12 protein-coding genes are annotated in these 16,066 nt (G+C 65.0%); 9 read left to right on the forward strand and 3 right to left on the reverse strand.

Translation table 11 applies throughout. The features are described 5' to 3' along the window. Positions 1-13 precede the first annotated feature (13 nt). From sucD to XH92_RS02125, 6 genes are all read left to right on the forward strand, one after another. Positions 14-895, forward strand: a complete 882-nt coding sequence (gene sucD / locus XH92_RS02100) for a succinate--CoA ligase subunit alpha (protein ID WP_194457755.1) — start codon at positions 14-16, stop codon at positions 893-895. A 257-nt stretch (positions 896-1,152) separates the two neighbouring features. Beyond that, a complete protein-coding gene (locus XH92_RS02105; RefSeq protein ID WP_194457756.1) occupies positions 1,153-4,113 on the forward strand; it encodes a 2-oxoglutarate dehydrogenase E1 component in 2,961 nt (986 codons plus the stop codon). A gap of 172 nt (positions 4,114-4,285) precedes the next feature. After that, a complete protein-coding gene (gene odhB, locus XH92_RS02110) occupies positions 4,286-5,524 on the forward strand; it encodes a 2-oxoglutarate dehydrogenase complex dihydrolipoyllysine-residue succinyltransferase (RefSeq protein ID WP_194457757.1) in 1,239 nt (412 codons plus the stop codon). Positions 5,525-5,596: 72 nt separating this feature from the next. After that, on the forward strand, positions 5,597-6,346 hold the full coding sequence (locus tag XH92_RS02115) for an SDR family oxidoreductase (RefSeq protein WP_194457758.1): 750 nt from the start codon (positions 5,597-5,599) through the stop codon (positions 6,344-6,346). An 84-nt stretch (positions 6,347-6,430) separates the two neighbouring features. Beyond that, on the forward strand, positions 6,431-7,831 hold the full coding sequence (lpdA, locus tag XH92_RS02120) for a dihydrolipoyl dehydrogenase (RefSeq protein ID WP_194457759.1): 1,401 nt from the start codon (positions 6,431-6,433) through the stop codon (positions 7,829-7,831). 37 nt (positions 7,832-7,868) lie between these two features. Beyond that, entirely contained in the window at positions 7,869-8,408 is a 540-nt protein-coding gene (locus XH92_RS02125) for a hypothetical protein (protein WP_194457760.1), read from the forward strand. A gap of 143 nt (positions 8,409-8,551) precedes the next feature. Here XH92_RS02125 and XH92_RS02130 read toward each other — a convergent pair whose 3' ends face one another. Both XH92_RS02130 and XH92_RS02135 read right to left on the reverse strand, forming a co-directional pair. Then, positions 8,552-9,142: a DUF4337 domain-containing protein gene (locus tag XH92_RS02130; RefSeq protein ID WP_194457761.1), complete on the reverse strand. Its 591-nt coding sequence runs from the start codon at positions 9,140-9,142 to the stop codon at positions 8,552-8,554. A gap of 162 nt (positions 9,143-9,304) precedes the next feature. After that, positions 9,305-10,276, reverse strand: a complete 972-nt coding sequence (locus XH92_RS02135; protein WP_194461065.1) for a tyrosine recombinase XerC — start codon at positions 10,274-10,276, stop codon at positions 9,305-9,307. Positions 10,277-10,391: 115 nt separating this feature from the next. Between XH92_RS02135 and XH92_RS02140 the strand changes: the two genes are divergently transcribed. Further along, positions 10,392-12,602, forward strand: coding sequence for a primosomal protein N' (locus tag XH92_RS02140; protein ID WP_194457762.1), 2,211 nt, complete (start codon positions 10,392-10,394; stop codon positions 12,600-12,602). Positions 12,603-12,765: 163 nt separating this feature from the next. Here the strand turns inward: XH92_RS02140 and XH92_RS02145 are convergent, their stop codons facing one another. After that, a complete protein-coding gene (locus XH92_RS02145; protein ID WP_194457763.1) occupies positions 12,766-13,257 on the reverse strand; it encodes a septal ring lytic transglycosylase RlpA family protein in 492 nt (163 codons plus the stop codon). Positions 13,258-13,887: 630 nt separating this feature from the next. Between XH92_RS02145 and XH92_RS02150 the strand changes: the two genes are divergently transcribed. Together XH92_RS02150 and atpA are read left to right on the forward strand one after the other, a co-directional pair. Further along, positions 13,888-14,448 carry a F0F1 ATP synthase subunit delta gene (locus tag XH92_RS02150; RefSeq protein WP_194457764.1) on the forward strand — a complete coding sequence of 187 codons (561 nt, stop codon included), beginning with the start codon at positions 13,888-13,890 and terminating at the stop codon, positions 14,446-14,448. After that, entirely contained in the window at positions 14,448-15,977 is a 1,530-nt protein-coding gene (gene atpA / locus XH92_RS02155; protein ID WP_194457765.1) for a F0F1 ATP synthase subunit alpha, read from the forward strand. Before XH92_RS02150 ends, atpA begins: the two co-directional genes overlap by 1 nt. Positions 15,978-16,066 lie beyond the last annotated feature (89 nt).

Here is a 16,066-nt window from a genome sequence, read left to right on the forward strand (position 1 = left end):
GCGAAAGCATCCCATGTCCATTTTGATCGACAAGAACACCAAGGTCATCTGCCAGGGCTTCACCGGCAAGAACGGCACGTTCCATTCGGAAGCGGCGATCGCTTACGGCACCAAGATGGTCGGCGGCGTGGCGCCGGGCAAAGGCGGCTCGACCCATCTCAACCTGCCGGTGTTCGACACCGTGGCGGACGCGCGGGCGAAAACCGGCGCCGACGCCAGTGTGGTCTATGTGCCGCCGCCGGGCGCGGCGGACGCGATCTGCGAGGCAATCGATGCGGAGATCCCGCTGATCGTCTGCATCACCGAGGGCATCCCGGTGCTCGACATGGTGCGCGTCAAGCGCTCGCTGTCGGGTTCGAAGTCGCGGCTGATCGGGCCGAACTGCCCCGGCGTGATGACCGCCGGCGAATGCAAGATCGGCATCATGCCGGCCAACATCTTCAAGCCCGGCTCGGTCGGCATCGTCTCCCGCTCCGGCACCCTGACCTATGAGGCAGTGTTCCAGACGACCCAGGAAGGCCTCGGCCAGACCACCGCGGTCGGCATCGGCGGCGATCCGGTCAAGGGCACCGAGTTCATCGACGTGCTCGAGATGTTCCTGGCCGACGAGAAGACCAAATCGATCGTCATGATCGGCGAGATCGGCGGCTCCGCCGAGGAAGACGCCGCCCAGTTCCTCAAGGACGAGGCCAAGCGCGGCCGCAAGAAGCCGATGGTCGGTTTCATTGCCGGTGTCACCGCACCTCCCGGTCGCCGCATGGGTCATGCCGGCGCGATCATCTCGGGCGGCAAGGGCGATGCCGGTTCCAAGACCGCAGCGATGGAAGCCGCCGGCATCAGGGTGTCGCCGTCCCCGGCGCGGCTCGGGCACACGCTCGCGGAGATGCTGAGGTAACCAACGTCGACGAGGTTCCCTTCGCGGGTTTGGCGAGGTTTCGGGCGGGTTCTCCTTGGAGAACCCGCCTTTTTAATGCGTTTTGCCGTCAGACCGCCCATCAATTAAATATGAAAATAGATTCATACCTTAGTTCTTTTAGGCAGGAATATCCGACCTAGATAGGGTAAAGGGTATCAATCGAGCCGGCGCACTTCCAGACCGGCACCAGCGCCGTCTCCTACGCGCGAACCGAAAAAAATCACCAGGACTGCCCCATGTCTCGCCAAGACGCGAATGCTGCTTTTGCTCTCTCATCATTCCTGCAGGGCACCAACGCCGCCTATATCGACGACCTCTATGCCCGCTATGAGCAGGATCCGTCGTCGGTCGACGCCGAATGGCAGGATTTCTTCAAGAGCCTGAAGGACGCCCCGGCGGACGTCCAGAAGAACGCCGACGGTGCCTCGTGGGGCCGCGCCAACTGGCCGGTGACGCCGCGCGACGAGCTGACCTCGGCGCTCGACGGCAATTGGGCCCAGGTCGAGAAGGCGGTCGGCACCAAGCTTGCCGCCAAGGCGCAGGCCAAGGGTGCCGCGCTGTCCGACGCCGACGTGCATCAGGCCACCCGCGATTCGGTTCGCGCGCTGATGCTGATCCGCGCCTATCGCATGCGCGGTCATTTCCACGCCAAGCTCGATCCGCTCGGCATCGAGGCGCCGCGCGATCGGGAGGAGCTCGATCCGCGCTCCTACGGCTTCACCGAGGCCGACTTCGACCGCAAGATATTCCTCGATCACGTGCTCGGCCTCGAATACGGCACGCTGCGCGAGATCGTGCAGATATGCGAACGCACCTACTGCCAGACGCTCGGCGTCGAGTTCATGCATATCTCGAATGCCGCGCAGAAGGCATGGATCCAGGAGCGCATCGAAGGCCCGGACAAGGAGATCAGCTTCACGCCCGAGGGACGCCGCGCGATCCTCAACAAGCTGATCGAGGCCGACGGCTTCGAGAAGTTCTGCGACACCAAGTTCACCGGCACCAAGCGCTTCGGCCTCGACGGCGGCGAATCGCTGATCCCGGCGCTCGAGCAGATCATCAAGCGCGGCGGCAATCTCGGCGTGAAGGAGATCGTGTTCGGCATGCCGCATCGCGGCCGCCTCAACGTGCTGACCCAGGTGATGGGCAAGCCGCACCGCGCGCTGTTCCATGAATTCAAGGGTGGTTCGGCCAACCCGGACTCGGTCGAAGGCTCCGGCGACGTCAAGTATCACCTCGGCGCCTCCTCGGACCGCGAGTTCGACGGCAACAACATCCATCTGTCGCTGACTGCAAATCCGTCGCATCTCGAGATCGTCGATCCGGTCGTGATGGGCAAGGTGCGCGCCAAGCAGGACCAGCACGGCGATCCGCCTGACATGCGCATCTCGGTGCTGCCGCTGCTGATGCACGGCGACGCGGCGTTTGCGGGCCAGGGCGTGGTGGCGGAATGCTTCAGCCTGTCCGACCTCAAGGGCTACCGCACCGGCGGCTCGCTGCACTTCATCGTCAACAACCAGATCGGCTTCACCACCTATCCGCGCTACTCGCGCTCGTCGCCCTATCCGTCCGACGTCGCGAAGATGATCGATGCGCCGATCTTCCATGTGAATGGCGACGATCCGGAGGCCGTGGTGTTCGCGGCCAAGGTCGCGATCGAGTTCCGGCAGAAATTCCACAAGCCGGTCGTCATCGACATGTTCTGCTACCGGCGCCACGGCCACAATGAGGGCGACGAGCCGGCGTTCACCCAGCCGGTGATGTACAAGCGCATCGCCTCGCATCCGACCACGCTGGAGATCTACGCCAAGCGGCTGGTTGCCGACGGCGTGTTGACCGACGGCGAGGTCGAGAAGGCCAAGGCCGACTGGCGCGCGCGGCTCGATGCCGAGCTCGAAGCCGGCTCGGGCTACAAGCCGAACAAGGCCGACTGGCTCGACGGCAAATGGGCCGGGTTCAAGTCGGCCGATCAGGAAGAAGACGCGCGCCGAGGCGTCACCGGCGTCGATGTCGCCGTGCTCAAGGATATCGGCCGCAAGATCACCAAGGTGCCGGACGGTTTCCGCGCCCACCGCACCATCCAGCGCTTCCTCGACAACCGCGCCAAGGCGATCGACAGCGGCGTCGGGATCGACTGGGCGACCGGCGAGGCCCTGGCGTTCTGCACGCTGCTGCAGGAAGGCCATCATGTGCGCCTGTCCGGTCAGGATTCCGAGCGCGGCACCTTCTCGCAGCGCCATTCGGTCCTGATCGACCAGGAGGACGAGAGCCGTTACACGCCGTTCAACCATCTCGGCGGCGAAGACACCGGCCATTACGAGGTCATCAACTCGCTGCTGTCGGAAGAGGCGGTGCTCGGCTTCGAGTACGGCTACTCACTGGCCGAGCCGAACGCGCTGGCGCTCTGGGAAGCGCAGTTCGGCGACTTCGCCAACGGCGCGCAGGTGGTGTTCGACCAGTTCATCTCCTCGGGCGAACGCAAGTGGCTGCGCATGTCGGGCCTCGTCTGCCTGCTGCCGCACGGCTACGAAGGGCAGGGACCGGAGCACTCCTCCGCGCGCCTCGAGCGTTATCTGCAGATGTGCGCCGAGGACAACATGCAGGTGGTCAACCCGACCACGCCGGCGAACTACTTCCACGTGCTGCGGCGCCAGCTGCATCGCGAAATCCGCAAGCCGCTGATCCTGATGACGCCGAAGTCGCTGCTGCGTCACAAGCGTGCGGTGTCGCGGCTCGAAGAGCTCGGCAAGAACGCCACCTTCCACCGCATCCTGTACGATGACGCGCAGATGCTGCCGGACGAGAAGATCAAGCTGGTGCCGGACGACAAGATCCGCCGCGTCGTGCTGTGCTCCGGCAAGGTCTATTACGACCTGTATGAGGAGCGCGAGAAGCGCGGCATCGACGACATCTATCTGATGCGCGTCGAGCAGCTCTATCCGGTGCCGCTGAAGGCGCTGGTGCAGGAGTTCGGCCGCTTCAAGAATGCCGAGATGGTCTGGTGCCAGGAAGAGCCCCGCAACATGGGCTCCTGGCATTTCATCGAGCCCTATCTGGAATGGGTGCTAAACCAGGTCCACGCAGCCAACAAGCGCCCGCGCTATGCCGGACGTCCGGCATCGGCAGCGACCGCCACCGGTTTGATGTCGAAACATCTCGCGCAGCTCAAGGCGCTGCTCGACGACGCACTGAACTAACGACCTTCACTGAAGCCATGCCCCGCTCTGTGCGCAATTGCGCACCGGAGCGGGGCATCCGGTATCCCGCGTATCCAGCCTCACCGCTGTCGTCACGGAGTACCGGGTCGTTCGCTTTGGCGAAGGGTGGCTGGACCAATTTTGCGACCGCAAGGTTATCGAGGAAAAGATCATGACTGAAATTCGCGTTCCAACGCTCGGCGAATCCGTAACCGAGGCGACGATCGGCCGCTGGTTCAAGAAGGCCGGTGAGGCCGTCGCGGTCGACGAGCCGTTGGTGGAGCTGGAGACCGACAAGGTCACCATCGAGGTGCCCGCGCCGGTCGCCGGCACGCTCGGCGAGATCATCGCCAAGGACGGCGAGACCGTCGCCGTCGGCGCGCTGCTCGGCCAGATCAATGACGGCGCTGCCCCGGCGGCCAAGCCGGCTGCTGCTGCCGTTGCTCCCGCCAAGGCCGCCGCGCCGGCACCGGCAGCGGCTCCTGCCGCGCCCAAGGTGCCGCCGGCGGATGCGCCGCTCGCGCCGTCGGTGCGCAAGCTGTCCGCCGAAAGCGGCGTCGACGCCTCCACCGTTCCGGGCTCGGGCAAGGACGGCCGCGTGACCAAGGGCGACATGCTGGCCGCGATCGAGAAGGCCGCCTCGGCGCCGACCCCGGTCAACCAGCCGGCCGCCGCCGTGCAGGTTCGTGCGCCGTCGCCGGCCGACGACGCCGCGCGCGAGGAGCGCGTCAAGATGACCCGGCTGCGCCAGACCATCGCGCGCCGCCTCAAGGACGTGCAGAACACCGCCGCGATGCTGACCACCTTCAACGAGGTCGACATGACCGAGGTGATGAAGCTGCGTGCGCTCTACAAGGATACGTTCGAGAAGAAGCACGGCTCGAAGCTCGGCTTCATGGGCTTCTTCACCAAGGCGGTGGTGCAGGGGCTGAAGGACATTCCGGCGGTCAACGCCGAGATCGACGGCTCCGACCTGATCTACAAGAATTATTACCACATCGGCGTTGCGGTCGGCACCGACCGCGGCCTCGTGGTGCCCGTGGTGCGCGACTGCGACCACAAGTCGATCGCGGAGATCGAGAAGTCGATCGCCGATTACGGCCGACGCGCCCGCGACGGCCAGCTCAAGATCGACGAGATGCAGGGCGGCACCTTCACTATCACCAATGGCGGCATCTACGGCTCGCTGATGTCGACGCCGATCCTCAACGCGCCGCAATCCGGCATCCTCGGCATGCACAAGATCCAGGAGCGGCCGATGGTGGTCGGCGGCAAGATCGAGGTGCGCCCGATGATGTATCTGGCGCTGTCCTATGATCACCGCGTGATCGACGGCAAGGAAGCGGTCACCTTCCTGGTGCGCGTCAAGGAGAGCCTGGAAGATCCGGCCCGCCTGGTGCTGGACCTCTAAGGTCATATCGCGCGCGGCGCCCGATCGGCTCGGGCGTCGCGATTGGTTGGGTGCTCACCTTTGGGGATCAATGTGACGGACAAGGTCGTTGTCATCACCGGCGGCAGCCGCGGCATCGGCCGCGCCACCGCGCTTGCTGCTGCCGCGCGCGGCTACCGCGTCGTGGTCGGCTACGCCACCAACCAGGCTGCGGCGAACGAGGTCGTTGCCGCGATCGAGGCGAAGAACGGCAAGGCGATCGCGGTGAAGTGCGACGTCGGCAGCGAGCAGGACATCCTGGCGCTGTTCAAGGCGGCGGACGGCTTCGGCACGCTCGGCGCGCTGGTCAACAATGCCGGCATCGTCGGCAAGAGCGGCGTGCGGGTCGACGAGATGTCGGCCGAGCGCATCCAGCAGATGATGGCGGTCAACGTCACCGGCAGCATCCTGTGCGCCCGCGAGGCGGTGAAGCGCATGTCGACCAGGCACGGCGGCAAGGGCGGCGTCATCGTCAACCTCTCCTCGGTCGCGGCAAAGCTCGGCGCGCCCAACACCTATGTCGATTATGCCGCCTCCAAGGGCGCGATCGATTCCTTCACGGTTGGCCTCGGCTACGAGGTCGCGGCTGAAGGCATCCGCGTCGCCGGCATCCGGCCCGGCCTGATCGACACCGACATCCACGGCGCGGGCGGCGAGCCCGATCGCGCGCATCGGCTCGCCCATATGGTGCCGATGAAGCGCGTCGGCACCGCGGACGAGATCGCCAACGCCATTGTCTGGCTGATCTCGGACGAGGCTTCCTACGTCACCAGCGCGATCCTCGACGTGTCGGGCGGTCGCTAGAACACGATCAAGCAGCGGGACGCATTCTTCCGATCGGATCGCGCCCGCCCAACTGTCACAGAATTTAGCTACAGGACCTCAATCATGGCTTCTTACGATCTCGTCGTCATCGGCACTGGCCCCGGCGGTTACGTCTGCGCGATCCGCGCGGCGCAGCTCGGCATGAAGGTTGCCGTCGTCGAGAAGAATGCGACCTTGGGCGGCACCTGCCTCAATGTCGGCTGCATGCCGTCGAAGGCGCTGCTGCACGCCTCCGAGATGTTCGAGGAAGCCGGGCACTCCTTCGCCAAGATGGGCGTCAGCGTCCCGGCGCCGAAGCTCGATCTGCCCGCGATGATGAACTTCAAGCAGCAGGGCATCGACGGCAACGTCAAGGGCGTCGAGTTCCTGATGAAGAAGAACAAGATCGACGTGCTCAAGGGCACCGGGAAGATTCTCGGCGCCGGCAAGGTCGAAGTTTCCGGCGACGGCAAGTCCGAGATCGTCGAGACCAAGAACATCGTGATCGCCACCGGCTCCGACATCGCCCGCCTGAAAGGCATCGACATCGACGAGAAGCGCATCGTGTCGTCGACCGGCGCGCTGTCGCTGGAGAAGGTGCCGGAGAAACTGCTGATCATCGGCGCCGGCGTGATCGGGCTCGAACTCGGCTCGGTCTGGCGCCGCCTCGGGGCGGAGGTCATGGTCGTGGAATTCCTCGACCGCATCCTGCCCGGCATGGACGGCGAAGTGGCAAAACAATTCCAGCGCATGCTGGAGAAGCAGGGCTTTGTCTTCAAGCTCGGCACCAAGGTCACCGCAGTCGACACCTCGGGCAAGACGCTGCAGGCCAAGGTTGAGCCGGCCGCCGGCGGCGCCGCGGAGACCATCGAAGCCGACGTGGTGCTGGTGTGCATCGGCCGTGTGCCCTACACCGAGGGCCTCGGGTTGAAGGAAGCCGGCGTGGCGCTCGACAATCGCGGCCGCGTCGAGATCGACGCGCACTTCTCGACCAATGTGAAGGGCATCTACGCGATCGGCGACGTCGTCGCTGGGCCGATGCTGGCGCACAAGGCGGAAGACGAAGGCGTTGCCTGCGCTGAGATCATCGCGGGCCAGGCCGGTCATGTGAACTACGACGTCATTCCAGGTGTTGTGTATACCACGCCGGAAGTGTCGTCGGTCGGCAAGACCGAGGAAGATCTCAAGCAGGCCGGCGTCGCTTATACCGTCGGCAAATTCCCGTTCACCGCAAACGGCCGCTCCAAGGTCAACCAGACCACCGACGGCTTCGTCAAGGTTCTCGCAGATGCGAAGACCGATCGGGTGCTCGGCGTGCACATCGTCGGCATTGAGGCCGGCGAAATGATCCACGAAGCCTGCGTCCTGATGGAATTCGGCGGTTCGGCCGAGGATCTGGCGCGCACCTGCCACGCCCATCCGACCCGCTCCGAGGCGATCAAGGAAGCCGCGCTTGCGGTGGGCAAGCGCGCCATCCATATGTGATCGACCATCCCGCGCGAGCGGGGTAGAGATCATAGCGATGTTGCGCCGCCTGCTTCAGCCGTTCTGGGTCCTGCTTGCGATCATCTTCCTGATCGAAGCCTGGCTATGGGATCACCTCGAGCCGATCGTGGCCCGGGTGGTCGCCTGGATTCCGCTCCGCGCGTTCAAGCAATGGCTCGCCGACCGGGTCGATTCGCTGTCGCCGGCGATGACGCTGATCGTCTTCGTCGTGCCGCTGATCCCGCTGTTTCCGCTCAAGCTGGTCGGACTCTGGCTGCTGGCGAACCAATACTGGTTCAGTGCGGTCTCGCTGATCCTGTTCGCCAAGTTCGTCGGCGTCGGCGTCACGGCCTTCCTGTTCGACGTGACGCGGCCGAAACTGCTGGAGATGCCCTGGTTCGAGGCGCTCTATAATTTCGTGATGGCGCTGCGGGCCAAGGCCACGGCGCTGGTCGAGCCGATCAAGCAGCGCATCCGCGAGATGATCAGTGGCGATGGCGAGGGTTGGACCGCGCGCACTCTGCGCCTGATCGCGCGCTTCCGCAAAAGCGTCCACCAGACCAGCAAGGTTCTTTAGTCAAGGCTCCGTGGCTCGGTCACCCTGAGGAGCGCGCTCTTGCGCGCGTCTCGAAGGGTCGACGGTCACCGGCCGGGCCGTTCATCCTTCGAGACGCCGCTACGCGCCCCTCAGGATGACGGTTGAGCAGGGGGACCTGCACCTCAATGCAGATGCAGCAGATGCGGCTGGAACAGGCCGAGCAAGGTCATCGCAACGCCGGCGAGCGTCACCAGGCCGGATATCCAGGCCAGCGCGGCGATGCCGGTGATGATGGTCGCGGACGCCAGCACGATGGCGATCTGGAAGGCGGCGGAGGCAAGCTCGAAGTGATGATATTTCGCGGTGGCCTCGTCGCGCTCATGCTCGGCGTGCTTGGCGCGTTCGGAGAGCTGCTCCGAACCCTCGCCGGTCTCCGGCTCCGAGCGGTAGCGTGCCGCGGTCTTCTGCCAGTCGTCGATCTGCTTCTGCAGCGCGGCCTTGGCCGCTTCGTCGGTGGTGGTCGCGAGGTTCAGCTTGCCCTGTTCGGCCGCGGTCTGCACCGCGGTGCGGCGGATGCTCTTGGCCTGGAAGAAGGCCCAGAGGTTGGAGGCCTCGACATTCTTGCTGATCGATTCGGTCTGGGCGCCCTTGCCGAGCGTTTCCGACAGCGCCAGGCAGAGCGCGATCACTGCGATCAGGAGCGCGATCTTCTTGTTCTCGCCCGACGCATGCTCGGCATGCTCCGCCTGCTCCATACTTTCATGTGCGCTCATGATTCCCCTCCGGATGAGACCGCGCCACGATTGCCGAATGCGGCGCACAAGGCAAGTGCCGAGCGTTTTGTGGCAGCCGTATGAACGAATATGAACGGCGCAAGATGAACGGCGGATCGGCGGGCGAGGCCTGCGCCTTACGTTGAGCTGACAACGAAGCGTTCAACCGCGCGGGTGCGCCGAGCGATAGACTTCCAGCAGACGCTCGCTGTCGATGCCGGTGTAGATCTGCGTGGTCGACAGCGATGCGTGGCCGAGCAATTCCTGGATCGCGCGCAAATCGCCGCCGCGGCTGAGCAGATGCGTGGCGAAGGAGTGCCGCAGCGCATGCGGCGTTGCGCTGTCGGGCAGGCCGAGCGCGCCGCGCAGCCGCTCCATGGTGAGCTGGATGATGCGCGGGCTGAGCGGACCGCCGCGCGCACCGACGAACATCGGCCCGGTCGGGCTGAGCTGATGCGGACAGATCGCCGCATAGTCCGCGATCAATTGCAGCACGTTCTGCAGCACCGGCACCATGCGGGTCTTGTTGCCCTTGCCGGTCACGACCAGCACATCGCCTTCGCCCGGCTTCGGCACGTCGCGCCGCTTCAGTCCGAGTGCCTCGGAGATGCGGAGACCCGAACCATAGAGCAGCGCCATCACGGCGGCGTCGCGCACCAGGATCCAGGTCTCGCGGGTTTCGCCGGCGCGCTCGTCGGCGTCGGCAAAGCGCTTCGCCGCTTCCATGTGGATCGGCTTCGGCAGGCTCTTCGCCACCTTGGGGGCGCGGATCGCCGAGAGCGCGCCGACCTTGCCCTTGCCTTCGCGTTCCAGGAAACGTCCGAATGAGCGCAGGCCCGCCAGCGCCCGCATCAGCGACCGTCCGCCGATCTCATCCGCGCGGCGCATCGCCATGAAGGCGCGGACATCGCTCGCCTCGAGCGCGGAAAATGCCGCAAGCGTCACGCGCGCGCCCCAATGCCCGGCCAGGAAGGCCAGGCATTGCCGTACATCGCGCGCATAGGCCTCGAGCGTCTTCGGCGACAGCCGCCGTTCGGCGCGCAGATGCGACAGCCAGCGCGTCATCTCCTGCGTGACCGTGGCGTCGGCGCAGTCGAGCTCGAGCGGTGGGATGGGCTGATCGGTCCGGGCCATGTCTCGAGGGCTATTGGCGCTGCTCATCTCCTGATTATATCGCACTGCCTTCGTTTACTGTTCGCTAAAGCGGCGAAGCGGTGCTAGCCCGATCGGGTTCAAGGTTTCTGATTCAATGGACCACACCACGCGCCCCGGCACGGCTTCCACATCGACGACACGTGTCGTCGACGTGCTGGTGCCTGTCGCGCTGAACCAGACCTATTCCTACCGCGTGCCACGCGGCATGGAGCTTGCGCCCGGCGATGTGATCGCTGTTCCGCTCGGGCCGCGCGAAGTGGTTGCGGTGGTGTGGGCCGAGAATGCCAGGCCCGATCCGCGGCTGCACAACCGGCTTAAGGACGTCAGCGAGAAGCTCGATGTTCCGCCGCTTCGGGCGGAGCTGCGCCAGCTCGTCGACTGGGTCTCCAATTACACCCTGTCGGCGCGCGGCATGGTGCTGCGGATGACGCTGCGGATGGGCGACAATCTCGGGCCGGAGCGGACGCGGCTCGGCGTGCGGTTGGTCGGCGAGCCGCCGCGGCGCCTGACACCGGCGCGCCGGCGGCTGATCGATGTGCTGTCGGATGGCTTGCTGCACGGCAAGTCGGAAGCGGCGCGGGAGGCCGGCGTCAGCACGGGCGTGGTCGACGGCCTGGTCGACGAGGGCACGCTGACGGTCGAGGCGATGCCGCCGCCCGCGCCGCCACCGATTCCTGATCCCGCCTTTGCGCAGCCGGATTTCTCGCGCGAGCAGCGCAGTGCGGTCGACGTGATGCGGACGCTGGCGGCGAGTGGCAGCTTTCACGTCGCGCTGCTCGACGGCGTCACCGGCTCCGGCAAGACCGAAGTCTATTTCGAGGCGATCGCGGAGAATATCCGCCGCGGCAAGCAGACCCTGATCCTGATGCCGGAGATCGCGCTGACCGGCCAGTTCCTCGACCGCTTTGCGCAACGCTTCGGCGTGCGCCCGCTGGAATGGCATTCGGAGCTGACGCCGCGCACGCGGGCGCGCAACTGGGCCGCGATCTCCGAGGGCAAGGCGCCGGTCGTGGTGGGCGCCCGTTCGGCGCTGTTCCTGCCCTATGCAGACCTCGGCCTCATCATCGTCGATGAGGAGCACGACCAGGCCTACAAGCAGGATGACGGCGCGCATTATCACGCGCGCGACATGGCCGTGGTCCGCGCCCATATCGCAAAAATCCCGATCGTGCTGGCGTCGGCGACGCCGTCGGTCGAGAGCGAGGTCAATGCGCGCAAGGGGCGCTACCAGCGCGTGGCGCTGCCGTCGCGGTTTGGCGGCCAGCACATGCCGCATATCGAGGCGATCGACATGCGCCGCGCGCCGCCGCCGCGCGGGCGCTTCATCTCGCCGGTTCTGGCCGAGCAAATCCGCCACGCGATCGAGCGCCGCGAGCAGGCGTTGCTGTTCCTCAACCGCCGCGGCTATGCGCCGCTGACACTCTGCCGCGCCTGCGGCCACCGCTTCGCCTGCACGATCTGCGACGCGTGGCTGGTCGATCATCGGTTCCGCCAGCGGCTGGTCTGCCATCACTGCGGCTTCTCGATGCCGCGCCCGAACATCTGCCCGCATTGCGCGGCAGAGGAATCGCTGGCTGCGGTCGGCCCCGGCGTCGAGCGCCTGCAGGAGGAGGCTGCTCACATCTTCCCCGAGGCCCGCACCATGGTGCTGTCGAGCGATCTCATCACCTCGATCGAGACCATGCGCAGCGAGCTCAACGAGATCGCCGAGGGCCGCGTCGACATCATCATCGGCACCCAGCTGGTGGCCAAGGGGCACAACTTCCCGCGGCTCAATCTGGTTGGAGTCATCGATGCCGATCTGGGCCTCAGCAACGGCGATCCGCGCGCCGCCGAGCGGACGTTCCAGCTGCTGAACCAGGTGGTCGGCCGTGCCGGCCGCGAGCAGGGCCGTGGCGTCGGCTATCTGCAAACCCATCAGCCGGAGCATCCGGTCATCAAGGCCTTGATCGCGAACGACCGCGAGGCGTTCTACGCCAGCGAGATCGATATCCGCGAGCGCACCGGCTACCCACCGTTCGGCCGGCTGGCGAGCCTGATCGTCTCCGCCGGCGACCGTCCGACGGCGGAGGGATTTGCCCGCAAGCTCGCCGCGGTCGCACCGCTCGACGAGCGGATTCAGGTGCTCGGCCCCGCCGAGGCTCCGCTTGCCGTCATCAAGGGCCGCTACCGCTTCCGCCTGCTGGTGAAGTCGCTGCGCAATGTCGACCTGTCGCAATATCTGCGCGAATGGCTGGAGGCCGGTCCGAAGACCAAGGGCAATCTGAAGCTCGAGGTCGACGTCGATCCGCAGAGTTTTCTGTAGAGCGTTTTCGAGCGAAGTGGATACCGGCTCGCGTGAAGAAAACGCGTCAAAGCAAGAACCAGGAGCCGGCAAAGAAAAAGCCTGCCGTCATTCGCGACGGCAGGCCATTCTGGCGCGAGGCAGGCCTCGCGGCCGTTACGCAACGCAACGCTTACTGAAGCGCTTAGGAGACGACCTCGGCGGTGACGCGGCCGACGCCGGCACCGGTCAGGCCGATGGCGCGGGCTGCGCCGGTCGAGAGGTCGAGCACGCGGCCGCGGACGAACGGGCCACGATCATTGATGGTGACGACGACGCTGCGGCCGCCATGCGTGACGCGGACCTTGGTGCCGAACGGCAGCGAACGGTGGGCGGCGGTCATGGCGTTCTGGTTGAAGCGCTGACCGGAAGCGGTGCGGCTGCCCGACTCATTGCCGTAGAACGAGGCCATCCCCGAGAACGCGTGGCCGCCGGACGGCTGGATCGATGCATTGGCGTCGCGCCAGGATGAACCTTCGGCGCGGGCGTGGTGATGATGATGGTGGCGCTGATGGTGGTGCCTGGACTTCGCGGACGCCTCCGTCACGCTGCCCCCGACCAGGATAGTTGCGGCTACAAACGCAAGCGCCGTACGCGAGCGGGTTATATTGCCCGCCGCCTTCTTGATATTCAGCATTGATAAGACCCTCAGACAGTATTGCCGCTAACACGGCAAGTGGAACCCCCGTCCCTTCGTTGACCAAGGCCGTTTGGTTTCCCAATGAGGCACGAATTAGGCAGTAAATCCCGATTGTCTCGCACTGAAATATCTTGTTACCGCCTTGGGGTATTCAATCGAGGTTCCGTAATCTTGTGCGTTAATAGATTTTTAACGATTAATATACTTTCGAATACTGATTAGATCGCCGGCGGTAAGTTTTCAGTAAGTAATCGCCAAATGAAACGGCGGCGCGTTTGGGGTTCCGTGCGCGCTCGGCCATAGGCCCATGCAAATTTCGATGGAACAAATCCGCGGTGACGCGAATCGGAGCCCGCGCCCTGAATTTCCGCGCACCGAATTTTCCTGATTCGACCGCCGGCCGCGGTCGCCAAAATCCGCATGCGACAAGGCGGCTCTCACGATGCCGTCATGTTGCACCTGCGCGATTGCTATGTTAGCAAAGCCGCGATTTTAACGGTCCCGGCACGTCCTGTGCCGGTCGAAAATCGAAGTCCCGCTTGAATTCCAAGGGCTTGGATCGCTAGGCGCTGCTTTGGTGGCGACGGTTTTTCCCTTGCGAATTTGACAGCAAAAAAGAGCGAGCTCGTGGCTGCTGAAGATCCGTCCGTTTCGGGAGTGTCCGGTCGTTACGCAACGGCCCTGTTCGAGTTGGCGCGCGACGAGCAGTCCGTCGATCAAGTCCGGGCCGACCTCGACAAGTTCGAGGCCATGCTCAACGAGAGCGCCGATCTCAAGCGCCTCGTCCGCAGCCCGGTGTTTGCCGCCGACGCCCAGCTGAAGGCGCTGACCGCGGTGCTCGACAAGGCCGGCATCTCCGGCACGTCGGCCAAATTCCTCAAGGTGCTCACCGCCAATCGCCGGCTGTTCGCCGTTGCCGATGTGATCCGCGCCTATCGCGCGCTGGTGGCGAAGTTCAAGGGCGAAGCGACGGCGGAAGTCACCGTCGCCGAGCAGCTCAGTGACAAGAATCTCGACGCGCTGAAGGCCGCACTGAAATCAGTGACGGGCAAGGACGTCGCGCTCAACGTGAAGGTCGATCCCTCCATTATTGGTGGCCTGGTGGTCAAGCTCGGCAGCCGCATGGTGGATAGTTCGCTTCGCACCAAACTCAATTCGATCAAGAACGCGATGAAAGAGGCAGGCTGATGGACATCCGCGCCGCAGAAATTTCTGCGATCCTCAAGGACCAGATCAAGAATTTCGGCCAGGAAGCCGAGGTCACCGAAGTTGGCCAGGTGCTGTCGGTCGGTGACGGTATCGCCCGCGTCTACGGTCTCGACAACGTTCAGGCCGGCGAAATGGTCGAGTTCGAGAACGGCACGCGCGGCATGGCGCTCAACCTCGAGACCGACAACGTCGGTATCGTGATCTTCGGCGCCGACCGCGAAATCAAGGAAGGCCAGACCGTCAAGCGCACCCGCGCGATCGTGGACGCGCCGGTCGGCAAGGGCCTGCTCGGCCGCGTCGTCGACGCGCTCGGCAATCCGATCGACGGCAAGGGCCCGATCCAGGCCACCGAACGCAAGCGCGTCGACGTCAAGGCGCCCGGCATTATTCCGCGCAAGTCGGTGAACGAGCCGATGGCCACCGGCCTGAAGGCGATCGACGCGCTGATCCCGATCGGCCGCGGCCAGCGCGAGTTGATCATCGGCGACCGTCAGACCGGCAAGACCGCGATCGCGCTCGACACCATCCTGAACCAGAAGCCGCTCAACGCCCAGCCGGACGAGAGCCAGAAGCTGTACTGCGTCTACGTCGCGGTCGGCCAGAAGCGCTCCACGGTTGCGCAGTTCGTCAAGGTGCTCGAAGAGCAGGGCGCGCTGGAATACTCGATCGTCGTTGCGGCGACCGCGTCCGACCCGGCGCCGATGCAGTACATCGCGCCGTTCACCGGCTGCACGATGGGCGAATACTTCCGCGACAACGGCATGCACGCCGTGATCATCTATGACGATCTGTCCAAGCAGGCCGTCGCCTATCGCCAGATGTCGCTGCTGCTGCGCCGCCCGCCGGGCCGCGAAGCTTATCCGGGCGACGTGTTCTATCTGCACTCCCGCCTGCTCGAGCGCGCCGCCAAGCTCGGCAAGGACCATGGGCTGGGCTCGCTGACGGCGCTGCCGGTCATCGAAACCCAGGCCAACGACGTGTCAGCCTACATTCCGACCAACGTGATTTCGATCACCGACGGCCAGATCTTCCTGGAAACCGATCTGTTCTTCCAGGGCATCCGCCCCGCGGTGAACGTCGGTCTGTCGGTGTCGCGCGTCGGTTCGTCGGCGCAGACCAAGGCTACCAAGAAGGTCGCCGGCAAGATCAAGGGCGAGCTGGCGCAGTACCGCGAAATGGCGGCGTTCGCGCAGTTCGGCTCCGACCTCGACGCGTCCACGCAGCGCCTGCTCAACCGCGGCTCGCGCCTGACCGAGCTGCTAAAGCAGCCGCAGTTCTCGCCGCTGAAGATGGAAGAGCAGGTTTGCGTGATCTGGGCCGGCACCAACGGCTACCTCGATCCGCTGCCGCTCAACAAGGTGAAGGCTTTCGAGGATGGCTTGTTGTCGCTGCTGCGCGGCAAGCACGTCGACATCCTCAACGCGATTCGCGACAGCCGCGATCTGTCTGACGACAGCGCCACCAAGCTGAAGTCGGCGGTCGACGGCTTCGCCAAGACGTTTGCATAACGAATGGGGCGTCGCCCGGCTCGCCGCCGGGCGTGACGAACGGAGGCTTGCGATCTGACCATTGTGGTCGGATCGCCGGGGTGAACGAA

Origin of the sequence: Bradyrhizobium sp. CCBAU 53421, assembly GCF_015291625.1 — a bacterium.
In the GTDB taxonomy this organism is placed as follows: Bacteria; Pseudomonadota; Alphaproteobacteria; order Rhizobiales; family Xanthobacteraceae; genus Bradyrhizobium.

Excerpts from the sequence above, each read along its gene's own strand:
- sucD (WP_194457755.1), top strand. The coding sequence starts at position 14 with ATGTCCATTTTGATCGACAAGAACACCAAGGTCATCTGCCAGGGCTTC.
- XH92_RS02105 (WP_194457756.1), top strand. The coding sequence starts at position 1,153 with ATGTCTCGCCAAGACGCGAATGCTGCTTTTGCTCTCTCATCATTCCTG.
- odhB (WP_194457757.1), top strand. The coding sequence starts at position 4,286 with ATGACTGAAATTCGCGTTCCAACGCTCGGCGAATCCGTAACCGAGGCG.
- lpdA (WP_194457759.1), top strand. The coding sequence starts at position 6,431 with ATGGCTTCTTACGATCTCGTCGTCATCGGCACTGGCCCCGGCGGTTAC.
- XH92_RS02125 (WP_194457760.1), top strand. The coding sequence starts at position 7,869 with ATGTTGCGCCGCCTGCTTCAGCCGTTCTGGGTCCTGCTTGCGATCATC.
- XH92_RS02130 (WP_194457761.1), bottom strand. The coding sequence starts at position 9,142 with ATGAGCGCACATGAAAGTATGGAGCAGGCGGAGCATGCCGAGCATGCG.
- XH92_RS02135 (WP_194461065.1), bottom strand. The coding sequence starts at position 10,276 with ATGGCCCGGACCGATCAGCCCATCCCACCGCTCGAGCTCGACTGCGCC.
- XH92_RS02140 (WP_194457762.1), top strand. The coding sequence starts at position 10,392 with ATGGACCACACCACGCGCCCCGGCACGGCTTCCACATCGACGACACGT.
- XH92_RS02145 (WP_194457763.1), bottom strand. The coding sequence starts at position 13,257 with ATGCTGAATATCAAGAAGGCGGCGGGCAATATAACCCGCTCGCGTACG.
- atpA (WP_194457765.1), top strand. The coding sequence starts at position 14,448 with ATGGACATCCGCGCCGCAGAAATTTCTGCGATCCTCAAGGACCAGATC.